The 20721-nt window shown below is 62.3% G+C and carries 21 protein-coding genes, 2 pseudogenes and 1 riboswitch; of the genes and pseudogenes, 9 read left to right on the top strand and 14 right to left on the bottom strand.

The features are described from left to right. The first annotated feature begins 64 nt into the window (after positions 1-64). Entirely contained in the window at positions 65-1159 is a 1095-nt protein-coding gene (locus GJ654_RS02500; RefSeq protein ID WP_155444539.1) for an ATP-dependent DNA helicase, read from the top strand. Here the strand turns inward: GJ654_RS02500 and GJ654_RS02495 are convergent. Together GJ654_RS02495 and GJ654_RS02490 are read right to left on the bottom strand one after the other, a co-directional pair. Beyond that, positions 1122-1352, bottom strand: coding sequence for a hypothetical protein (locus tag GJ654_RS02495; protein WP_155444538.1), 231 nt, complete (start codon positions 1350-1352; stop codon positions 1122-1124). The genes GJ654_RS02500 and GJ654_RS02495 overlap by 38 nt on opposite strands. A 29-nt stretch (positions 1353-1381) precedes the next feature. Next, positions 1382-2621, bottom strand: a pseudogene (locus tag GJ654_RS02490) (IS256 family transposase). A gap of 92 nt (positions 2622-2713) precedes the next feature. On the opposite strand from GJ654_RS02490, the gene GJ654_RS02485 reads away from it, so the two are divergent. The 3 genes from GJ654_RS02485 (at position 2714) to GJ654_RS02475 (ending at position 6867) form a co-directional block, all read left to right on the top strand. Then, entirely contained in the window at positions 2714-3328 is a 615-nt protein-coding gene (locus GJ654_RS02485; protein WP_196305413.1) for a transposase, read from the top strand. 147 nt (positions 3329-3475) lie between these two features. Continuing rightward, positions 3476-5347 carry a glycosyltransferase family 2 protein gene (locus tag GJ654_RS21540; RefSeq protein ID WP_155444536.1) on the top strand — a complete coding sequence of 624 codons (1872 nt, stop codon included), beginning with the start codon at positions 3476-3478 and terminating at the stop codon, positions 5345-5347. Between the two features lie 197 nt (positions 5348-5544). Then, positions 5545-6867 carry a right-handed parallel beta-helix repeat-containing protein gene (locus GJ654_RS02475; protein ID WP_196305412.1) on the top strand — a complete coding sequence of 441 codons (1323 nt, stop codon included), beginning with the start codon at positions 5545-5547 and terminating at the stop codon, positions 6865-6867. A 392-nt stretch (positions 6868-7259) separates the two neighbouring features. On the opposite strand, the gene GJ654_RS02470 is transcribed toward GJ654_RS02475, so the two are convergent. The 3 genes from GJ654_RS02470 to GJ654_RS02460 all read right to left on the bottom strand — a co-directional run bounded on the left by GJ654_RS02470 (position 7260) and on the right by GJ654_RS02460 (position 10814). Beyond that, positions 7260-9494 carry a TonB-dependent receptor gene (locus GJ654_RS02470; RefSeq protein ID WP_155444534.1) on the bottom strand — a complete coding sequence of 745 codons (2235 nt, stop codon included), beginning with the start codon at positions 9492-9494 and terminating at the stop codon, positions 7260-7262. A 75-nt stretch (positions 9495-9569) separates the two neighbouring features. Beyond that, on the bottom strand, positions 9570-9941 hold the full coding sequence (locus GJ654_RS02465) for a DUF2946 family protein (protein ID WP_155444533.1): 372 nt from the start codon (positions 9939-9941) through the stop codon (positions 9570-9572). A 171-nt stretch (positions 9942-10112) separates the two neighbouring features. Next, positions 10113-10814 (bottom strand): helix-turn-helix domain-containing protein, encoded by a 702-nt coding sequence (locus GJ654_RS02460; protein WP_155444532.1) that lies wholly within the window; start codon positions 10812-10814, stop codon positions 10113-10115. A gap of 598 nt (positions 10815-11412) precedes the next feature. On the opposite strand from GJ654_RS02460, the gene GJ654_RS02455 reads away from it, so the two are divergent. Further along, complete coding sequence (locus GJ654_RS02455) at positions 11413-11718, top strand: Csp1 family four helix bundle copper storage protein (RefSeq protein WP_155444531.1); 306 nt, start codon at positions 11413-11415, stop codon at positions 11716-11718. Between the two features lie 51 nt (positions 11719-11769). Here the strand turns inward: GJ654_RS02455 and GJ654_RS02450 are convergent, their stop codons facing one another. Genes GJ654_RS02450 through GJ654_RS02435 form a run of 4 tightly spaced genes read right to left on the bottom strand, consistent with a single transcriptional unit; the run spans position 11770 to position 14276 of the window. Further along, positions 11770-12609 (bottom strand): energy-coupling factor ABC transporter ATP-binding protein, encoded by an 840-nt coding sequence (locus GJ654_RS02450; RefSeq protein ID WP_155444530.1) that lies wholly within the window; start codon positions 12607-12609, stop codon positions 11770-11772. Next, complete coding sequence (cbiQ, locus tag GJ654_RS02445; RefSeq protein ID WP_155444529.1) at positions 12606-13334, bottom strand: cobalt ECF transporter T component CbiQ; 729 nt, start codon at positions 13332-13334, stop codon at positions 12606-12608. The genes GJ654_RS02450 and cbiQ (GJ654_RS02445) overlap by 4 nt, the downstream gene beginning before the upstream one ends. Continuing rightward, on the bottom strand, positions 13318-13608 hold the full coding sequence (locus GJ654_RS02440) for an energy-coupling factor ABC transporter substrate-binding protein (protein WP_155444528.1): 291 nt from the start codon (positions 13606-13608) through the stop codon (positions 13318-13320). The genes cbiQ (GJ654_RS02445) and GJ654_RS02440 overlap by 17 nt, the downstream gene beginning before the upstream one ends. Further along, a complete protein-coding gene (locus tag GJ654_RS02435; RefSeq protein ID WP_155444527.1) occupies positions 13608-14276 on the bottom strand; it encodes an energy-coupling factor ABC transporter permease in 669 nt (222 codons plus the stop codon). Before GJ654_RS02435 ends, GJ654_RS02440 begins: the two co-directional genes overlap by 1 nt. Positions 14277-14320: 44 nt before the next feature. After that, a riboswitch (cobalamin riboswitch) is annotated at positions 14321-14547 on the bottom strand. A 369-nt stretch (positions 14548-14916) separates the two neighbouring features. Here GJ654_RS02435 and GJ654_RS20725 point away from each other — a divergent pair. From GJ654_RS20725 to nikR, 4 genes are all read left to right on the top strand, one after another. Further along, complete coding sequence (locus GJ654_RS20725) at positions 14917-15105, top strand: hypothetical protein (protein WP_196305411.1); 189 nt, start codon at positions 14917-14919, stop codon at positions 15103-15105. A 110-nt stretch (positions 15106-15215) separates the two neighbouring features. Beyond that, complete coding sequence (locus GJ654_RS21395) at positions 15216-15569, top strand: carbohydrate porin (RefSeq protein WP_196305410.1); 354 nt, start codon at positions 15216-15218, stop codon at positions 15567-15569. Beyond that, on the top strand, positions 15563-16072 hold the full coding sequence (locus GJ654_RS21390) for a carbohydrate porin (RefSeq protein ID WP_155444525.1): 510 nt from the start codon (positions 15563-15565) through the stop codon (positions 16070-16072). Before GJ654_RS21395 ends, GJ654_RS21390 begins: the two co-directional genes overlap by 7 nt. Positions 16073-16147: 75 nt before the next feature. Continuing rightward, positions 16148-16621, top strand: a complete 474-nt coding sequence (gene nikR, locus GJ654_RS02420) for a nickel-responsive transcriptional regulator NikR (protein ID WP_155444524.1) — start codon at positions 16148-16150, stop codon at positions 16619-16621. 5 nt (positions 16622-16626) lie between these two features. Here nikR and GJ654_RS02415 read toward each other — a convergent pair whose 3' ends face one another. From GJ654_RS02415 to tnpC, 5 genes and pseudogenes are all read right to left on the bottom strand, one after another. Continuing rightward, on the bottom strand, positions 16627-17364 hold the full coding sequence (locus GJ654_RS02415) for an energy-coupling factor ABC transporter ATP-binding protein (RefSeq protein WP_155444523.1): 738 nt from the start codon (positions 17362-17364) through the stop codon (positions 16627-16629). Continuing rightward, positions 17361-18125, bottom strand: a complete 765-nt coding sequence (cbiQ, locus tag GJ654_RS02410; RefSeq protein ID WP_155444522.1) for a cobalt ECF transporter T component CbiQ — start codon at positions 18123-18125, stop codon at positions 17361-17363. Before cbiQ (GJ654_RS02410) ends, GJ654_RS02415 begins: the two co-directional genes overlap by 4 nt. Then, positions 18118-18726, bottom strand: a complete 609-nt coding sequence (locus GJ654_RS02405; protein ID WP_155444521.1) for a cobalamin biosynthesis protein CbiM — start codon at positions 18724-18726, stop codon at positions 18118-18120. Before GJ654_RS02405 ends, cbiQ (GJ654_RS02410) begins: the two co-directional genes overlap by 8 nt. Continuing rightward, positions 18723-19358, bottom strand: a complete 636-nt coding sequence (gene cbiM / locus GJ654_RS02400) for a cobalt transporter CbiM (protein WP_155444520.1) — start codon at positions 19356-19358, stop codon at positions 18723-18725. Before cbiM ends, GJ654_RS02405 begins: the two co-directional genes overlap by 4 nt. A gap of 49 nt (positions 19359-19407) precedes the next feature. Further along, positions 19408-20643 (bottom strand): annotated as a pseudogene (tnpC, locus tag GJ654_RS21070) (IS66 family transposase); the annotation flags it as partial. Between the last annotated feature and the right edge of the window lie 78 nt (positions 20644-20721).

The following is a 20721-nucleotide window of genomic DNA, read 5'->3' as shown; positions in this document are numbered from 1 at the left end:
CAATGTCATGGCCTTTGCAACCGCGTCGTCGTTCTATAAAAGTTCCGCTCGCGGGGGATGCGAAATGGCCTGGTCGGCCCAACAGGAAAAAGCGCTTAAGGCGGTGGCGAAATGGGTGGAAGACCCGGGGGCGTCGCAGGTCTTCCGCCTGTTCGGCTATGCCGGTACGGGAAAAACCACGCTTGCGCGCCATCTTGCCGAACAGGTCGATGGCGAGGTGCAGTTCGGCGCCTTTACCGGAAAAGCCGCCTTGGTGTTGCGCTCGAAGGGCTGCGGCGAGGCGCGCACCATCCACTCCATGATTTATCGGCCTCAGGACCTCGATACGGAGGAGCCGAGTTTTGTGCTCAACGAGGAATCGCCGGCGTCTCGCGCCAGCCTGATCGTCATCGACGAATGCTCCATGGTGGATGAGGAGCTTGGCCGCGACCTGCTCTCCTTCGGCAAGAAGGTCCTGGTGCTCGGCGACCCCGCGCAGTTGCCACCGGTCAAGGGCGGCGGGTTTTTCACAGAACAAACCCCTGACATGATGCTGACAGAGGTGCACCGGCAGGCGGCGGACAACCCGATTGTGCGCCTGTCTATGCAAGTGCGCGCCGGCGAGCGGCTCGATTTCGGCGATCACGGCGCGCTCAAGGTGGTGTCGCGGAAAAACATCGACGCCGAACTGGTGAAAAAGGCCGATCAGGTGCTGGTCGGGCTCAACAAGACCCGGCGCGCCTACAACAAGCGTCTGCGCGAGCTTTTTGGCCACACCGGCGCCAGTCCCGAGGTCGGCGAAAAGCTGGTTTGCCTCCGCAACGACAAGACCAAGGGGCTTCTGAACGGTGCGGTGTTCCGGGTGCAGAAATCCTCGGGGTTGCGGCGAGCGCGGCTGCGCATGCTGCTGGTTCCCGAGGAGACGACGGGGTCGAAGGCGATCAGGGTTGGCGTTCTCCCGGCCTTTTTCGAGGGGACCGAGGAAACCTTGCCTTATGCGCAACGGCGCGAATCCGACGAATTCGACTATGGCTACGCGCTCACCGTGCACAAGGCTCAAGGGTCGCAATGGGACGATGTCGTGCTGTTCGACGAAAGCTACGCTTTTCGTGAGAACCGCGAGCGCTGGCTTTATACCGGCGTCACGCGAGCCGCCAAAAACCTGACCGTGGTGATCTGATTTCAGCAAGTCCGGCGAAGTCAACGCGCGGGCGCGCGAAACCATGGAGATGAACGTCGCGGCGATGCAACTGAATGGCGGCCGCGAGCGCCTCTATGCTCAAATTGAGCGCCATGTCGGATGAACGTATTTTCACCGGCGCACCCCTCCGGCCGATCGGGTCCCAAATCGTGGTGTAGCTGACGGTGGGCACGGTCGTTTCCCTGGGCTAGCCGGGATTGGTCAGGTTGCCGCGACGGGCAGGCTGACGAGCGGATCATCGCTCAACGGCGCCATGGTCTCAAGCGTCATGTAGCGGCTTCGTTGCACCGACCATTCATCGTTTGCTTCCAGCAGGATGGCGCCGATCAGGCGAGTGATTGCGTCTTCGTTGGGAACGATGCCGACGACTTCGGTGCGCCGCTTGATCTCGCCATTGAGGCGCTCGATCGGATTTGTCGAATGCAACTTCGTCCGATGCGCCGCCGGAAATGCCATGTAGGCGAGCACGTCCGCTTCGGCCTCGTCCATCAAGGCGGCGAGCTTGGGCGTCTTTGGCCGCAACTGATCGGCGACCTTGCGCCATTGGCCGCGGGCGGCCTCGGCGTCGTCCTGGGCGAAGGCGGTGGCGATGAAGGCCGAGACGACGCGCCGCCCGCTCTTCGTCGCGTGGGCGAGGACATTTCTCATGAAGTGGACGCGGCAGCGCTGCCAGCCGGACGTCAGCACCTTCGACACCGCCGCCTTGATGCCTTCATGGGCGTCGGAGATCACCAGCTTGACCCCGCGCAGCCCCCGTCGGCGCAGTTTGCGCAGAAACTCCGTCCAGAAGGTCTCGGCTTCCGAGGGTCCGATGTCCATAGGGCGTCCGAAGGACGCCCGTCGAAATCGACGGGCTATGGCCCAGCACTTCGCGGCGGCCATCGGCGTTGGCGTCGACCGCGACGATCACCGCCGCCGAGACGATGCGGCCATTGTTGCGGACTTTGACATAGGTGGCGTCGATCCACAGATAGGGCCAGTCGCCTTCGATCGGACGGTCGAGGAAGGCTTTGACCTTGCCGTCGATCTCCTCGCACAGCCGGCTGACCTGGCTCTTGGAAATGCCGCTCATGCCCATCGCTTTGACCCGATCGTCGACCGAGCGCGTCGAGACGCCCTGGATATAGGCTTCCTGGATGACGGCGGTCAGCGCCTTCTCGGCCATCCGGCGCGGCTCAAGAAAACCTGGACAATAGCTGCCTTTCGGCAACTTCGGGATGCGCAGTTCGACCGTGCCGGCCCGCGTCTCCCAGTCCCGCGCGCGATAGCCGTTGCGCTGGGCGAGACGCTCGGCGCTCTTCTCGCCATAGTCGGCGCCGGTCAGCCCGGCGACCTCCATCTCCATCAGCCGCTTGGCGGCAAAGCCGATCATCTCGCGCAGGATATCGGCGTCGGGGGCCTTTTCCACGAGCGCGCGAAGGTTCATCATCTTATTGGTCATCGATGGTTCCTCGGTTGCGTTGGTGTGTCGCAACCCGAACTTAACCGGAGAATCGTCGGTGGCCGCCGAGAGCCGCTCGCTACGGCGCTATGATGGGCGCGCTTCGCAAGCGGCGCCCGCTCTATGTGGCGACCTTGCCCGCGCCCCTGAAGGCGGCGGCGGAAAATCTGGCGGACATCAATCTCGCGACGACGCGCGAGAGCCCCTGCGAGTTGATCGCCGACAAGGGGTATCATTCACGCGACGGACTCAAGGACCTTGTCGACGGCGTCTGGAAGACTCGGATCTCCGAACCCAAGCCGGCCAAGGGCTATTTGCGTTGGCATGGCGACGAGGCGGCGCGCGCCGCCGTTTGCGCCAACCGGGCGCGGCTGAAATCGGGCGTCGGCTGCGCCGCGATACGCCGCCGCGGCGAATTGGTGGAACGCAGCTTCGCCCATGTGCTCGATCGCGGCGGCATGCGCCGCGCCTGGCTGCGCGGGCGCAAAAACGTTCACAAACGCTACCTGATCCATGTCGCCGGATTCAATCTCGGCCTGCTGATGCGGGCGCTGTTCGGCGCCGGGGCGCCAAGGCAGGCGTCCGACGTCAAAAGCGCCCTGCTGTTCGTGGATCAGGCCGACGAAACCTTCGTTTTCGCCATCATGGCCGTGATCGAGGGCCATTGGGCGTGTTGGCTCAACATCATCGCGCCCGAACCGAATTGAGCTGAGAAGACGACTTCAGCCACGGGCGGCTAAGGCTTCAATCAGCGCGCCGTCGACAGAGAAACGCCCGTTCATCAGCTGCTTGACGCACGGTTTCGCGAAAGGCATTGTGAGCTGTTATTTGCATCGTTCAAGGACGTTTCTCTCGTGAATTCAGCTGCTTATGATAGCGTTTCATGGTCGTGCCGTTGCTATGTGGTCGTCACGTCGCACAAGACCAAAGTGAAGGTAAGGTGTGCGGACGGCGTTTTGATGGGAGCCTCTGAAAACTTGGCTAAAACCCATGATTTCTCGGATTTGTATGGCTTCGTGTTTGATCGTGATCCGAGTTTGATCTTGATGGTTTCAGAGCGACCAGTGGCTGAGCTGGTTGTATTACCGCGAATTTTTAGCGGCTCCGCATTCGCCTTACGGTTGTCAAAGCTCGGGCATGAGCGTTGTTTCTTTCAAATGCTTTTTTCGGAACGTTATCTCTCAGCCATAGCGCCCAAAGCGGGCGAACCCGCAAGGCTGGAAATCAATCGGGACGTTGTCCAGGCATGGGAAACGTTCCATCTTCATGAAATCGAAAGCGAATGCATCTCCGAGTTCGCCCGCGGCGTCGCTGAGGAATGGCAGAGGCATAACCGATCATCTTTAACGATCGATGCCTTGCACGACGCACTAGCGGCGCCAAATAGCGCCGTCAGCAAACTATTCGCGACCCAACCATATAAGAATTTCGACATCGAAGATTTAGGTCATATTAGCCAGACTGTTTTGAGTTCTAATACAATGCTGGAGGCGCTCGCCCAGCTCTATCCACGCGACCCCTGGGCGCAAACCGCTCTCCCGCGACTGGCGGAGTGGCGAAGCCGAAGGGCAAACGAGAAAACGGATTCAAGCTCGATCGAATTACTTTCAAGCGCATCTGATTGCATCGATTGCGATCCTGGCGCTCAGCTCTCGGTTCCTTATGCATTGAATGCGCTTGCTCGCAGTCGCATTGAGCCGACAAAAGACATCTGCATCGTCATGACCGCACGAAACGAAGGCCTTCATCTGCTTGAGTGGCTTGCTTGGCATCGCTGCATGGGGATCAGAGATTTCTTTGTTTATAGCAATGATAATAATGATGGGTCCGATGCGTTACTGGAAGCTTTAGCGCGCTGTGGTGTTATCAAGTGGATAAGAAATGAAGGTTGCAAATCAAGGCCTCAATTCAAAGCCTACGGCCACGCATTTTCTGTCGAGCCTTATACACTCGATTTCCGATGGGCTGCTGTGATTGATGCCGACGAGTTCATAATGCTCGATTTTGATAAGTTTGATTCTTTTTCCAAATACTTGGAGTGGCAAGACGAATCCAGCGTCGACGCCATAGCTTTAAATTGGATGTTTTTCGGACCAAACGGTCATCAAACCTGGTTCGATGAACTGACAATTAGCCGTTTTACATCTCGCGCACCCCGAGCTAATCAGCATATCAAAACTATCTCTCGGCCAAGCAGGTTTATACATTCATACTGTCATCACTCCGTGCGATTCATGAATAAACCGAGTCGCGTAGTAAACGATCATAGGATACCTGTAGAGAACAAGAGATCCAAAAACCCGGGCATCTCTGATGTTGCGTTCGCAACAAATGCATGGATAAATCACTACTATATGCGTTCTGTTCAAGAATTTATCTGGAAAAAGGCTAGGGGTTATGGGGATCGTCTGTTTGATCGTGGCGATTTGTTTGGAGGAGCTCACGCATTGAAAGGCAGACTTGCGAAGGAGTTGAAAAACAGTGCGGTCTTTTTAGAAGAGAAAGGCTATGTGCAGGATGATCGTGCGGCGCGCCGGAAGGCCTTGGTGGCGGACGAAGTACGCCTTCTTGCCAGCGATCCTCAAGTCAAACTTGCTTATGGACGCGTCGTCGAAAGCTCGACGCGCGGCGTCCGTAGCGCCATGGAGCTATTTAAGTCTTTGGGTTCCGATATCATTCCGGACGAGCTGAAGCAACAGTGGCTTTCCGCGGCAGGCGAAGCCTAGTGGATAGCCCCGCCAGAACCAGCGATAGCTGACATTCCGCAGACGCCTCATGCGCTTTTCTAAGCGATGTCGGTTCCAGTAGGGATACACTCGGCCGACCGATACTCGTCGACAAGACGCCCGATGAAATCATGCGAAGCGGCATAGGGACAATGTAAGCTCGGTTTGAGGCGGAGATGCACATCAGGGGGGCTGACATGAAAATCAAAGTTTCTTTCCTTGCGCTTCTGTTGTGCGCGACCCCTTCGTTCGCCGATGTGGACGGCGCGAGCGCGGCAACCGGCGCTCCATCGTCTCTGACCCGCGTCGTGAATGTCATGAAAGGCTACGGCGTCCACGCTGCTCCGAAATGCGACGGGGCGACAGACGACTCGCTTGCGATGCAGGCCATCATCACCGCCGCCGCGAGCAACGCGCGAGTGTTGATCCCAAAAGGTGTGGTCTGCCGGGTTCACAATCTGTCGCTGCCGTCAGCCAGTCACCTCACGATCGAGGGCACGCTCAAAGCCCCTGATGGGCCGATGCGTACTGTTGTCAACATCGCCTCAGGCGCTGATGGCGTAACGATAGACGGCAGCGGCGTGATCGATGGAAATAGGGCAAACGCCACCGTTTGGCCGAGGGCAAGCGCCGGAGGAATCAGTTCTGGCCCTGCCGCGTCAAACGTCGTCGTCCGTGACGTTACGATCCAGCACGTCCTGCATTGGCCGTTGAATATCGTCGGCGTATCTGGATGTACGCTCGAACGCATTGTCATGCGCGACGGGCATAACTCCCCGGAAATGGCCGCAGGCACCAATAACTGCTGGGCGCGCCATCTCGACATCGAGGGAATTGACCACGATGGAGCGTGGGTTTTTTACAAAGGCGTGTGGAACTCGGGCATAACTGACAGTATCTTGAAGAACGGGTATGTCTCAGGTATTGCTCTATACAACGATAATGGAGCTCAGAATTTAAGTCACGATATCGTTATTAAGAATAATGAAATATACGGTATGGGTAAGTCGTGTATTGATGCGTCTGTGGGTAGGGGGGGTACAAACAATCACTACCACGTGACGATCACAGGCAACAAGTGCTATGGGAACGACACGCGAGGGACGCATTTGGGTGATTTTAGCCTCAATGCTCTTGAGCGGTCGAAAATTTCTGGCAATTCCTCGACGGCCGTCGGCGGCGCAACAGCCTCTCCGGGGTTTAGGATCGGCGGGACCAGCAGCGAACTTGAAATTACCGAGAACCTGATCCTCAACCCCGGCCCCGGCGGAACGCTAGGCGTCGGGTTCACCTTGGCGACGACTGGGCCACGGATTCGCATCGAAAACAACACCGTTTTGGATAATCAGGCGACGAGGACCACGGCGTACGGTTTCACCGGCGAAGTTCCGCCGAATTCCGTGATCCGCAACAATGCCATCCTCAACACGATCGGCGGCTGTGGCGCGCTGACCGGCCCCGATGCGACGACGGTGTCCAGAATTCATAAGCCATGCACGGCATCCCATCACATGCAATGATACCTAGAACGCCCATGTCGATCGCTTCCTGCTTGAACGGCTCGTAGTCGTTCTTGCGCCACGCCTGCGCGGCCTGCGTCACGTGCGGGTTGGCGTCCTGATCGCCGTTGCGCGTGGCGACGCCGACGCGGTTCTCGAAATCGTCCGTCGATATGTTGGTGCCGGCCTTCTTCATGTTCGAGAAAATCTCATCGTGTGCGGCGAAGGGTAAGCGTCCGGTCAAGCGGTCTTTGACTGGAAGACGTCGCCCCAGGGCAGAAGATCGGCGATTTTCTTGGCCGGATGATCGGCGATGCGGGTGAGGGACATCAAGCGGTCCGGCGCGCAGCGACAAGAAAGGCAGCTTGGCGATGGCCGAAGATTTACTTCGGCCATCGCAGCGCAAGCAGCGCTCAGAACTTGACGGTCATGGCGCCAAAAACGCTGCGCCCTTTCGCCGCGAGAGGCTGGCCCCAGGGCTGCGTGTAGTTGGACTGGATGTAATTGCTGAGGGCGATGCCGCCCAGCGGCTCATAATAAAGCTTGTCGGCCAGGTTTTCGACGCCCAGGTCGAAGCGCAGGTTTTGCCATTCATAGGCCGCGCGCAGGTTCATCACGGCAAAACCGGGGGTCGAGGGCTCCAGGCGCAGCGTTTCGACCTCCGTCTTGGCGGCGACGGCGCGGAGTTCGAAGGCGCCGGTCAACCGGCCGCCGCCGATCGCCACCGCGTCCTCCAGCGCGACTTTCCCGTAAATCGGCATCATGTGGTACAGATAATAACCGTCCGTCCGCTGGCCGTAGACATAGCCCGCCACGCCGGAGACGGAAATGTCGCCGATGGCGGTTTCCGGCAGGAGCAGCGCCCGTCCCGACAGGTCGAAACCGGCGAGTTGGGCGTCGTGGTTGGCGAATTGCAGCAGATTGCCGCCCATCATGCTGGGACCGAGATTGTTGACGTCAATAAAATTCTGGACGTAGGTGTAATAGGGCGTCAGCTTCGCGCTCCAGACTTTTTGGGTCGGGTCGCTCCACTGGCCGGTGACCGACAGCGTGTGCGCGGTTTCCGGTTTGAGGTTGAGATTGCCGACATAGCCGTTGCCATCGCCGAACCAGCCGATCATCGCCGCCGCCATGGAATTGGTCGACCATGCGTAAAGTTCGTAAATGCTGGGGGCGCGCTGTTTGAGCGTATAGCCGAACTCATAGCCGGAGGTCGCGCTCGGGACATAGCGCGCCAGAGCCGTCACATCGAAATTGACGAACGTCTTGGCGTGCTCCTGTGCGTTAAAATAGGTGGAGCTGCCAAAGCCCCCCGGGATTCCGCCGAGTCCGCGCAAATACATCATCGAATAGCCCTGGACGTCCCCGGTGTTCGTCCAGACCGTATCGTTGCGAAGGCCGAGCAAGGTTGACCATTGGCCGGTCCAGCGCCGCTCCCATTCGGCATAGGTGGAGAGCACGTTGCGCTGGGCGTTGTTCAAATTGACGAAGGTTTGGCAGCACATCATCGGCGCCGTACCCGGAACCGGCGGCCACCATTCGTTCATGCGCTGCATGTGCAATTCGTTGCCGACGCGCGCGAGGTCGGTCGGACCGAGGTCGATTTCCGCCTTGACCTTGTAACCGAAATCCTGGCCGTTGACATACATGGGCATGCCGGTGGTCGGCGAGGCGTTGACGCCGCCGTTCTTGTCGGCGAGGTTGTTCATATAGTGCTGGGTGATGTGATAATAGGCGTTGGCCTCCATCCGGCCCCAGCCGAAGCCGCCCTTCCAGGACAGATCGAACGTGTTGGCGTTGTTTCCCATCATGTCCATCCATTGATTGGGAAAACCCTGATAGGGGATGGCCTGATGGGAATAGCGGAACGAGATCAGCTGGTCGTCGTTGCGATAGGACAGGGTGGCCGCGTGCGTGTTGGCGTCGTAAAGCGTCGAGGGGACCGTGGCGCCGCCGCCCGCCGTGTAATTGTTGGATTTGCTCCAGGCGCCGTCATATTGCAGGGCGAAATGCTCCGTCGCCATGTCGATGTGGCCGGCAACGCCAAAGGCGTCGCCATTGGAGCGGTACGAGCCCGAAATCGAACCCGAAACGAGCAGGCCCGGAGCGAATTCAGCCGCCGGCCCTTTGAGCGTCGGCGCGCCCGCGGTGGCGAACACGGGCGGTCGCGGCGTGACCAGGATCGCGCCGCCGATGGCGTCGCCGCCCTTGCTCACGGGCGTGTTGACCGTAAAAACCTCGACCTGCCCAATCGCGCTGGGATCGACATAGGAGAGCGGCGGGTTCATGTGATTGGCGCAAGCCGATGAAATCGGCACGCCGCCGAGCACGACCGTGTTGCGGTCGTCGTTGAGGCCGTGGATCACCGGCAGGCTGGAGACGCCGCCGGCCTGATAGACGCTCACGCCCGCGATATTGCTGAGAATTTCCGCGGTGTCGTTGGTGCGCGGCGTGAAATTGGCGATTTCGCGCGACGTGACGAGGGCGGCGGGTCTGGACAGAGCCGCCGGAGGCGCGGCGGCGGACGGCGCGGCCAGCGGCGCGCCGAGGCGGTCGGACGCGACATTGACGTCGGGCAGGACTTGCGCGTGCGCCGCGACAGGCAGCAGCGACACGCCCGCGAGCAGCAGGGTGGGAAGACGGGTCATGAGTTCAGGCTTTCACAAGCTGACGGAAGGCAGGCGCGCGCGTTTCGCGCGCCCGGTGATCGCGAAAAAGGGAGGTCAGCCTGCGATCGGCGGCGCGCGAGCCTGCGTGGACCCGCCGCGCGCCGGCGTCACGACGCGCCCGGCTGGGAGGAACCAGGCGATGCGGTGAAAATCGGCGGGGCGGACGACGACAGCCGGAACGGCGTAGCCGACCGCCGCCGCGCCGGAGAACACGAATTCGCAAAGACCGCAGGCCGCGCCAGGCGGATGCGACGCGCGTTTCGATTCCGACGCGTGATGCGCGTGCATGGAGCAAGGCGGAGCGACCTCCACTTCCGCCTTCTGCGCCCGACCGATGGCCAGACTCGACCCCACCGGCGCATAAATCTGCACCAGCAACGCCGCTAGAAAGATTGGAAGGACCGCCAGGGTCCGCCGCAGGCTCATGCCACCGCCCCGAATTTAAACAAGCGTTAACATTTGACCGGGATCAAGGTCCACGCCTCGGATCAAGCGGGAAGCATTTAGGGCGCGATTCCCGAACGATGTGACAATTTTGCCGGACTCGTGGGCCGAACGCCCCTTCGCGCCTCTCATCGCCCCGGCAAACCAGCGCGCTCAGTCGCGCGCAAGACCCGCCGCGATCAGGCTCAGCGCACAGGAATCAAGGATATAGACACTCTCCCGACTGGCCGGCTCGATGACGCCGCGCCGTCTCAGCGCAACGAAATTGCGGCTAACTGTTTCAATGACAAGACCGAGGTAGTCGGCGATTTCCTGACGGCAGACAGGAAAATCGAGCGGTTTGTCGAAGTCGAAATCGTCGCCGATCATCTCCATCAAAAAGGTCGCCAGCCGCTCCATCGCCGTCTTGCGCCCCAAGAGCGCGGCGAGATCGCGCAGGCGCTGGATTTCCGCGAGCATGTAGACATCTTCGGCGCCGGGTTGGCGCGCCCGCGCCCGAACGACACAGGACGTGAGCGTCACGGCCGTGCAGTCGTGGCGCTCGCCGACGCAGAACCCGACGACGCGCCCGGGGCCGGCGATGTCAACGATCTGTCGCTGTCCACGAGACAATTCGCGCAGGATCATCGCCGATCCCTCGACGACGTCGAAGACCTGTTCGGCGGCGTCGCCCTGCGCGAAAAGCTTTTCGCGCGGGGCCAGCTGTCGGCTTCCAACCGGCGGCGGCGCGGCAAGGGCGGCGGTTTCTCGCGCGAATGGACTTGGCGCGATGAAGAGTTGCGCGTTGTGTGCATCAAGCAAAGCGAGGCCGGGCGAGCGATCGCCGGCAAGCGAACATGTTTCCACAATAGGCATGACAATCCCACGAGCGAACGGGCGCGGCGAGCGCGCGAAAAAACGCCGCGGCGCGGCGTCGGCTCCGTCGGTCAGGCTTGCGGAGGCCCGCGGGATTGTGGGGAGAGCGCGAAACTCTTCGCTGTGGTCGCAAGGTTGCGGCTGATCGTCAGCCTCACGAAGCGATCAGGCGCGGTCGTAAGAGATGGCGGTTCAGGTATCGCGCCGGGCGCGGCGGTCAGCATGCAGGCGTCGCACACACCCGAACCCGTATGCGCTGGAGCCTTCGAACCGTCGCGATCCGATGGGCTCCCGCCACAAATCGGAACCGCCGCTCCACCGGGCAGACTGAGCGTGGCCACAACTCGAAATGACGGAGTGGCGCTTGAATGGGCATGTGCGAAACCAAGCAGAAGGGCGGTCACGACGTAGAGCGCCGCGATCATCGTTTTCCACTTCAAATTGCGCAAATTGGCCATCACAGGCCCTGTTCCGGATCCAGTACGGTAACGGTGTTAATTGCCCCGGATCAATCCGTCAATCGAACCCGCCGGCGCCGACCAGACGGCCCTCGCAGAAATGAAATGGAGAATTCCATGTATTCGTCAAAATACAGGTCTTGCGGGAGAGTTGCGGCCATTGCGTCGTGACCGCCAACGAATGCTTGCGCCATTGCATCGGCATGGCGATGAAGGATTATTCCATGACCGGTTGCGTCAACACCGCATACCAGGTCGTCGCGGCCTGCGACGCGCTTCAGGCGTTGGCGGCTGTGAACTCTCCGCAGGTCCCGGCTTTCGCCAAGGCAACAGCGGAGATTTGCGCCGCGTGCCAGAAGGAATGCGAGAAATATCCGGCCGAGTGCAAGGATTGCGCCGAGTCCTGCAAGACCTGCGCGGACGAGTGCCGGAAGATTTCAGCCTGATCACGCATCCGGGGCTGGCGCGCAGAACGTCAGCCTGCGCAAGGTCGTGGGTCAGCGTCGCCCGATGCCGACCATCGCCAACAGCTGCGCCTCGTCGCGCGGCAGGCCAGCCTCTCCTTGAAGCAAGCCCTTGTCTCTTAACACCATGCCCAGACGGACGAGAAGCGGCGGCTGCAATTGCGCTTGAGCCAGCACGGAGGGATTTGAGAGCACGTCAGAGGTCTCTCCCTGTGCAATGACGCGTCCCTCGCTGAACAGCGCCGTTTCGTCCGCGAACGCCCAGGCCAGATCGACGTTGTGAGTCGTGAAGACCAGGGTTGTTCCCGCTTCTGACAGGCGTTTCAGCTCGTTGAGCAGGAGCGCCGCGCCTTGGCGATCGAGTCCGGCGGTCGGTTCGTCAAGCAGCAGGATCTCGGGGCGCATGGCGATCGCGCCAGCGATGGCCGCGCGCTTTTTCTGTCCAAACGACAGCATATGGGTCGGACGATCTGCCAAATCCGCGATCTCCAGCGCCGCAAGCGCTTCCCTCACGCGCTGGCGCGTTTCCTCATCGGTCAGCCCGAGGTTGAGCGGACCGAACGAAACATCCTCCGCGACGCTCGCCGCGAAAAGCTGGTCATCGGCGTCCTGAAGAACGAGGCCGACGCGCCGCCGCCACGCGATTAGCGCCTCGCGCCCGTAACCAACCGTCCGCCCGTCGAAACGGATTTCGCCGGAGGCGGGCCGCAGAGTGCCGTTGAGATGCAGGAGCAAGGTGGTTTTGCCGGCGCCGTTGGGACCGAGAATCCCCAGCTTGCGCCCCCGGGACACCGACAGGTCGAGGCCCGCAAGCGCGAGAACGCCGCCGGGATAGGCATATGTGAGGCTCCGCGCCTCCAGAAGCGCGCTCATGCGAAAATCCCCAAAAACGCCGTAGCGCACAGCACGGCCGCGACCTCGCTCACGCCGCGCAGGGTCGTGCCCGGCCGGTCGGACAGGACGCGCATCTCGCCGCGCCAGCCCCGCGCGGCGAGGCCGATCTCCATTCGGCGCGCCCGGTCGAGCGCGCGCGGCAACAAATTGGCGGCGACGAGGCCAAGAGATCGCAGGCGCCTTCCCTTGCTGGCGTGGCCGAGCCGAGCGGCCTGCGCCGCATCCATCGCGGACACCTCGTCCGCCAGGATAAACAGGAAACGGTACATGAGCAAAGCGACCTCGATGATTTCCGCAGGGACGCCGACGCGGCGCGCGCCGGCGAGCAGGTCGCAAGTCGGCGTGGTGAGGGCGAGAAACAGCAGGCAGGTCACGCCGGCGGCCGACCGCGCCGCGAGGGAACCGGCGGCCTCGATCCCGCCCGGCGCGAGGCTGACGCCGTTGAGCTCGATGCGAAGGACCAGCGAAACGACGCCTACGGTCAGGAAGCCGAGCGGCGCGGTCGCGCAGGCGAGCCAGACGCGCGGCGAAACCCGCGCGCCGATGAGCGTCGCCCCCGTCATCACGGCTGTAATCAGCGCCGCCGCCGGCCAGGGTTTGAGCGCCAAGGCCAGCAGCATCATGCCCAGAGCGAGCAGGAGCTTCTCGACGAGCGGTTTTTGGCGCCAGCGGTTGAGATGCGCCTCTCTATCGATCGGCGACATTTTTGCGCGTCGAACGGCGCCCGATCACATAGCCGAGAAATCCCGCCCCGATGGCGGCCTGCAGCGAAAACAGCAGACTTTGAACTTCGTCGGACGGCGGCTTCCACAGCGATTCGAACCATGGCTTGTAGCCGGGCGCCAGTTCGGCGATCGCTTCGACGGCCTTGTCGTCGGAGCCCTTGAAATCTCCGCCGAGGCCGGGAATGACCAGAGGGGCCGCGATCAGCGCGGCGGCGGCGGCGAGCATCAGGATCGTGCGGACCTTGGGCGACATCAGCGCGCCTCCCCGGACAAAACGGCGACCTCATTGGCCTGGCCGGCGCGCCCCGACAGGGCGTTCAGCGCCACCACGGTCAACAAGCCCTCGGCGATGGCGAGCGGGATCTGCGTCACGGCGAAAATGCCGCCGAACTTGACCAGCGCGCCGACAAAACCCGTTTCGCTGTCGGGATAGGCAAAAGCCAGCTGCATCGCGGTTGTGGCATAGGTCGCGATATCTCCCAACGCCGCGGCGAAGAAAACGGAAATGGCGATTGAGGCGCCGAGGCCGCGCAACGCCTTCCAGATGGCGAAGCTGGTCCAGGGGCCGACAATCGCCATGGAGAAGACATTGGCGCCGAGCGTGGTGAGGCCGCCATGCGCCAGCAGCAGCGCCTGGAACAGCAGAATGATCGTTCCGAGCACGGCCATGACCGACGGACCGAAAATGACGGCGCCGAGGCCGACGCCGGTCGGATGTGAGCAGGAGCCGGTGACGCTCGGCAGTTTTAGGGCTGACAGCACGAAGGCGAAGGCGCCTGCCGCGGCCAGGTTGAGCCGCGTCTCGGGCGCCTTGCGCAAAATCCTGCGTAGGGAAACGCCACCCGCGACCACGAAGGGCGTCGAAGCCGCGAACCAGCCGACCGCATGGCCGACGGGCAGGAAACCTTCCATGATATGCATGTCTCACCTCCATAAACGCGCGCCCGGAGCGCCCCGTCCGGGTTGACCGCACCTTTGTGACGGCAGGTCTCCTGGCTTACGGGTCCAATCTCGGCCAGCCTTCCCGGCGATTTTCCCTGGAGGAGAGGGAAACACGCCAGTGGCGGATCGCGGACGATCCAGAACCGATTTCTCGCCGCTTACAGTTGCGGGGACAGCCACGGCTTTTCACCGCGTTCCCTTTTCACCGGCGGGTCTGATCCCGCGCGGAACCGTCATCATCTCGTCTGGACGCATGTCCAGACCTCTCCTGCTTTGCTTCAGGGTTCGGCTCATGTCAATGAAGTCGAGTACTTGCGGTCCTAGGCGTGAGGCAGGCCCCTTGTCCACGTCCGTGCAGACACGCAAGCGTTGCTTGACCGGTCGGCGTGGAACGCTTGGGAAGCTTTGGCGCTCGTTGTTGCCGCTTAACGCGCGCAGGCCTTGATCGGAGAGGCCGGCGTCTGCGACGTATTTTTGACATAGTTCATATATTCTTGCGCTCACTCTCAGGCCAAGCGACTGATTACGCGTTGCGCCAGTATGAGCGTTTACTTAAAAATTCATAACAACGGTCGGTGGCGTTGTCAGTCGCCGGGCGGCTATTTCGGAGCAACAGCACATGGCGCGGGCACGGCTGAACCTGACGAAACAGAAGATTCGGCTGAGCTGGCTGGCTCTGATTGCGGCAGCGCCGGCGCTGGCCGCAGAAGACGCCAAGCCCGTCGAACCCGCTGCGGACGCACTGCCGTCGCTGCTCAACAGCATCCCTGGATCGGCGCCGATCACGGACGCAAAAAAGTACCTCTAGGACAAGGGCGTTTTCGTCCAGCTCAACTACATTGGCGAAGGTCTCGGCAATGTCTCGGGCGGTCTGCGCCAAGGGGCCATCTACGATGGCCGGCCTTCACCGGCGTCAACTTGCCGGGCGGCGGCCTCGGCTATCCGCTCGCCACGCCCGGCGTGCGCGTCAAACTCGGCAATGACAGCGATCCTCTCAACGTGCTCGTCGCGGTGTTCAACGGCAATCCCGCCGGCCAATGCGATCAGGATCCGCAGATCTGCAACCGGTACGGAACGAACTTCCCTTTGCAGAACCCGCCGCTGGTCATGCAGGAAGTGCAATACCGTTACAACCAGGGCAAGGATGACAAGGCGCTGGCAGGGTCGATCAAGGTCGGCGCGTTCCAGAGCTTTCGCAACTTCAACCATTTGCGCTACGACGCCTTGGCGTGCCGATCAGCCTCTCCGCTAGCGGCGTTGGCGCCGTGCTGAAAGGTGACTGGGGTTTTTATAGTGTTCTGGATCAGCAAATCTGGAAGTTGGGCTCCGGCGAGGACGCCGCCAAGGGCGCGGCGCTCTTCTTGCGCGTCGCGGGTGCGCCAAACGATCGTAACACCATCGATTTTTATATCGATGGCGGGTTGAGCTTCTCCGGCCTCGTTCCGGGGCGGTCGGACGACGCGTTTGGCGTCGGCTTGGCCTATGCCCATGTCTCCGATGTCGCGCGCGGCTTCGATCTCGACTCGGGCGAGGCCGTGTTGCGCAGAGCGGAGGCGGCGCTGGAGCTGACCTATCAGGCGCAAATCGTTCCGGGCTGGAGCATCCAGCCCGGACTTCCAATATATCTTCAGCCCCGGCGGGGGCGTCGCCGTCAATGGCGCGCGCGTCAAGGACGCCGCCGTGTTCGGCGTGCGCACGACTATGAATTTCTGAGCCTTGGTCAGACGAGCGCCCGCCGAAAGGCCATCGGCTCTTCTTCGTTTGGAAATGTGTGACGCGACGTGCGTGAACGCTTACCCGCGTCGAACGCATGCTTTAACCTGTCCTGAGAACAGGGGCAGGAGACAGGCATGCAGAGGATTACGGTGACGCTCGATGACGATCTTGTCGAGGAACTCGACCGGTTCCAGCGTGAAAAGGGCTATCAGAACCGCTCGGAAACCCTGCGCGACCTCGCCCGCGCCGGTCTGAGCCAGTGGTCCGCCGAACACGCCAAGGGCGCCTGCGTCGCCGCCCTGGTCTATGTCTATGATCACGAAACCCGGGCGCTGGCGAAACGGCTGGCCAACGCGCAGCATGATCACCACGACTTGTCCGTGACGACGCTGCACGTCCATCTCGATCACGATTCCTGTCTGGAGGTCGCGGTTTTACGCGGCGGAAGCGGCGAAGTCCGGCATTTCGCCGAACATGTGATCGCCGAGCGCGGCGTGCGTCACGGACAGCTGATGGTCATACCCGTCGATGTTTCGAACGAGAGCCATCCCCATGGCGGCGCGCATTCCCATCCGCACAGCCACGCCCATGTGCGCGAGGCGGGCTGACGCCCTCAGGTCGCCTTGGCGTGCGGATGGACGTGATCGTCGTCGGCGCCGTGGATGTGCAGATGATCGTGGGTGTGGACGTGCCGGTGCAGCACCGTGCGTCCGAGTCGTCCCTCCGCCAGTAACAAAGCGCGGGTGGTCAGCCGCGCCAGAAAATCCTGGTCGTGGCTGACGATGACCATGGCCACGTCGAGCGCCGCCAAAATTTCGATCAGCCTGGCGCGGTGGGCTTCGTCCAGCGCGTTGGTGGGTTCGTCGAGCAGCAGGATGTCGGGGCGCATCGCCATGACGCTCGCCAGCGCGACGAGGCGCTTCTCGCCGCCGGACAAGCGATGGGTGATGCGCCGCGACAAAGGGGTCAGGCCCAGGCTGGCCAGTGTGTCCTCGGCGCGGCGCAGGGCGTCCAGCTGCGAGAGGCCAAGGTTGAGCGGCCCGAACGCGACATCCTCGATCACGGTCGGCGAAAACAACTGGTCGTCGGGATCCTGGAACAAAAACCCCGCGCGGGCGCGCACGGCGCGAAAGTCTTTTTCGACGCGGCATTCTTGGCCGAAGGCGTTCAAACGTCCCGCGCTTGGTTTTTCCAGCCCCACCAGCGTGCGCAACAGCGTCGTCTTGCCCGCGCCATTGGCGCCGGCGATGGCGAGCCGCTCGCCGGCGGCTAGCTCCATCGACGCCTCATTGAGCACGAGGCGACCGCCGCGTGAGACGCAGATCGAGTCGAGCTTAAACAGCAGGCTCATGTCAGCCGGTCCAGCGCAACGGCTGCGATGATCGCGACGGCGGCGCCGGCGGCGAAAAGGCCGTCGCTGCGGCCCGGCCGCTCCTCGGCGGCGAGGACGAAACGCCCGGCAAAACCCCGGCAGCGCATGGCTTCGTCAATCCGCTCGGCGCGCTCCAGGGCGCGCACCAGCAACTGGCCGCAAAAAAAGCCGAGCGTGCGAAACGTGTGCAGCGAGGTGGACGCCTTGAACGCGCGCGCGCGCATTGCGTCGTGAAGGCGTAAACCCTCTTCCTTGATCAGAGCCACCCAGCGCGCGGCGAACAGCAGCAGATGCGCGAGTTTTTCCGGGACGCCCAGCCCCGCCAGAGCATGTCCGAACCGCACCGGCTCCATCCCGGCCAGCAGGATCAGCACCGCCAGCGCCGAAAAGTTTACGCGCAAAAAGATTTTGAGCGCGCGATCGAGACCGGGGGCGGAAAGCTCTACGGGGCCGAGCGACAAAGCGGCGGGACCGGGAACGGTCAGCGGCAGCAGGATCAACAGGACCAGTAAAAATCCTTCGGCATGGAGGAGACGTCCGGCGATTTCCTTGGCGCGCAGCTCGCAAAACCACGCGAACGCCACAAGCCCTGCGAGGCCGGCCATCAAGACAAATGGCGAGCGCACGACCAAGGCGGCGACGATCAGGGCCAACGCCGTCACGATCCTCGTGCGCGCGTCAAAACGGTCCAGCCGGGGGCGCGCATCCGCCTCGTCGCGGCAATAGAGCGTTTCAGTCACGGTCGGAGGCCTTGCGGCGGCGCGCCAGACCCCAGAGCCCCATGCCCGCCAAACCCACGATCATGCCGATCCCGCCCATGACATCGTTCAGCCGCACCCGGCCCTCGGCAAGCGTATAGGATTCGATCAGCGGGCGCAGCTGGCGCGCCACGGCTCTGTCCACCTGCGCCTCGACCAGGCTCGCCAGGGCGGCGGAATCGGGTTGCGCGCAGGCGCTGGCGTCCGGCTTGGGCGCGCTCGGGGTCGGCAGAGCGGTCGCGGGCGTTGGCGTTGCGGCGGGAGCGCCTAATCTGTCGGCCGCCAAGAAACCCTCGACCCAATGGCCGTCGCCCGCATCGACCGTCACCGCATAATCCGCGGCGACGGGCGGCGTCCAGCGGAAGGCGCCGTGGTCGTCGGTCTTGCCGCGGTAGATTTCATGGCCGCCGCTGTCCTTGACGATGACCGTGGACCCTTCCGGCCGACCGCCGCCGACAAAAAAGGCGTAGCCGCCGAGCGCGCCGTCCTCGACGGTGAGGAACAGTTTTAGGTGATGCGCGCAGGCGGGGTCGGGCGCCGCCAGCGCGAGCAGCAAAGCGCAAACCGGAAAAACCCGTTTCACGCCGCGCCCTCCGGCTGAGCGGTCAAGCCAAGGCTTTCCGGTTTCACGCGCTTGAGATAGGCGATGACGAAACCGGTGATCACCGCCTCGACCAGCGCCAACGGAATGTAAGTCAGAGCGATCACGCGCAGGCTCGGCAGATAATCCGCCGAGGACAGCGCCAGCGCCGCTGACACGCAAGCGGCCGTTCCCACAACGGTGAAGGCGGTGAAGGCGGCGACGCCGGCGCCGATCGCCGCGGCGCCAAGACCGTGCGCCTTGGCCAGCAGGAGCCGCGCCAGCAGCGCGGCGGCCACGCCGGGAAAGGCGATGTTGACGAGATCGACGCCCAGCGACGTCAGGCCGCCGAAGCCGAACAGGACGGCCTGGAGCAACAGCCCGACGAAGACGGCGGGAATGGCGCGCAGGCCCAGCACAAGCCCCATCAGGCCGGACAGCAGCAGATGCACGCTCGACGGCCCTACGGGAACGGCGACCAGCGAGGCGACGAAGAAGGTCGAAGCCAGGATCGCCGTCTTGGGGATTTCGGACTCGTCCAGACGCTGCAGATCCAGCGCCAGGCCGCCAACGGTCAGAACCGCGCCGCCGATGAGGACCGGAGCGGAAAGCAAGCCGTCGGGAATATGCGCCATGGACGTCTTCCTATTGGGAGCTATGCTGAAATCTGGGTGACGGCGTGAATCAAGCGGCGGATTTGGTTTCGGACGCGGCTTCGATTCCATCACAGAACTTTACGCCGCTGATGATTTTCGGCAACTGATTTTGGCCTTGCAGTCGACGCCAGTTCTTCGACGCCGCCGTCACAAGCTTGAAGACCATCAGCCGCGCGGTATCCGGCGATAAAGCGCCTTTCGTGCGAATGGTGCGATGCCGCACCGTTGAAAATACGCTTTCAATAGGATTTGTGGTGCGCAGATGCGCCCAGTGCTCTGCAGGAAAGTCGAAAAACGCCAGCAGCGCGTCGCGATCCTTCAGCAGGCATTTGACGGCGTCATTGTACTTCGGCGCATATTTCTCGGCGAAGGTCTCCATCGCCGCCTCGGCCTTCGCGCGGCTGGGCGATAGCCAGATTTCGCGCAGATCCTGATGCGCCGCCGGCTGAAACGACTTCGGCAATTTGTTGAGAACATTTCCTGATTTGTGAAACCAGCATCGCTGATGCCGCGTCGTCGGAAAGGCTTCCTCCAGCGCCTTCCAGAAGTCAAGGAAACGCGTAAACTCGACCCATCGCGACAGGCCGTAATTGATGTCCTTGGCGAGATCGGTCTTGGCCGACAGCTTCGCGCGTTGCTCGGTCAGCCAGACGCGCAAGTCCTCGACGAGCGGCGCGATGGTCTCCTTTCGCACGGCGATGCGCTCATGGGGAGGCTTGCCGGTGACCGTCCGCTCGCAGGCGAAGATCTGGTCCATGCGGCGCACCGCCTCGACCGCGATCGGCGCCTTGCCCGTTTTGGCGTGGTCGAACAGTTTGCGCCGCCAATGGGCCCAACAGGCGGCCTCCCTGATGGGCGCGGGCTTGCGCGCCGCCTCGTAAAGCGGGTTGTAGCCGTTATAGGCGTCGGCCTGCATGATCCCGCTCCAACCGGCGAGATGCTGTTGCGGGTGTTCGCCGGCGCGGTTGCGCGAGTATTCGAAGAAAGCCGCCGGCGGGTCCTTGCCGCCGAACGGCCGGTCGTCGCGGACGTAGGTCCATAGCCGGCCGGTCGCGGTCTTGCCTTTGGCCAGCACCGGAACCGTGGTGTCATCGGCATGGATGCGTGCGCCGCGCAGAACGTGGGCTTTCAGCGCAATCAGGATCGGATCGAGCGTGACCACACAGCCGCCGACCCAATCAGCGAGCGTGGAAGTGTCGATCTCGATGCCTTCGCGGGCGTAGGTCGCGGCCTGGCGGTTGAGCGGCTGATGCAGCAGGAACTTCGTTACCGGTACGACGACCGCACATGGCGCCCGCCGCGGTTATCGGCGAAACTGGCAAGGGTCTGAATCCGTTGCGAG

Source organism: Rhodoblastus acidophilus (genome assembly GCF_009720655.1).
Taxonomy (GTDB): Bacteria; Pseudomonadota; Alphaproteobacteria; order Rhizobiales; family Beijerinckiaceae; genus Rhodoblastus; species Rhodoblastus acidophilus_A.
The sequence above is the reverse complement of the archived record's forward strand: the minus strand, read 5'-3'. Positions and strand labels throughout refer to the sequence as shown.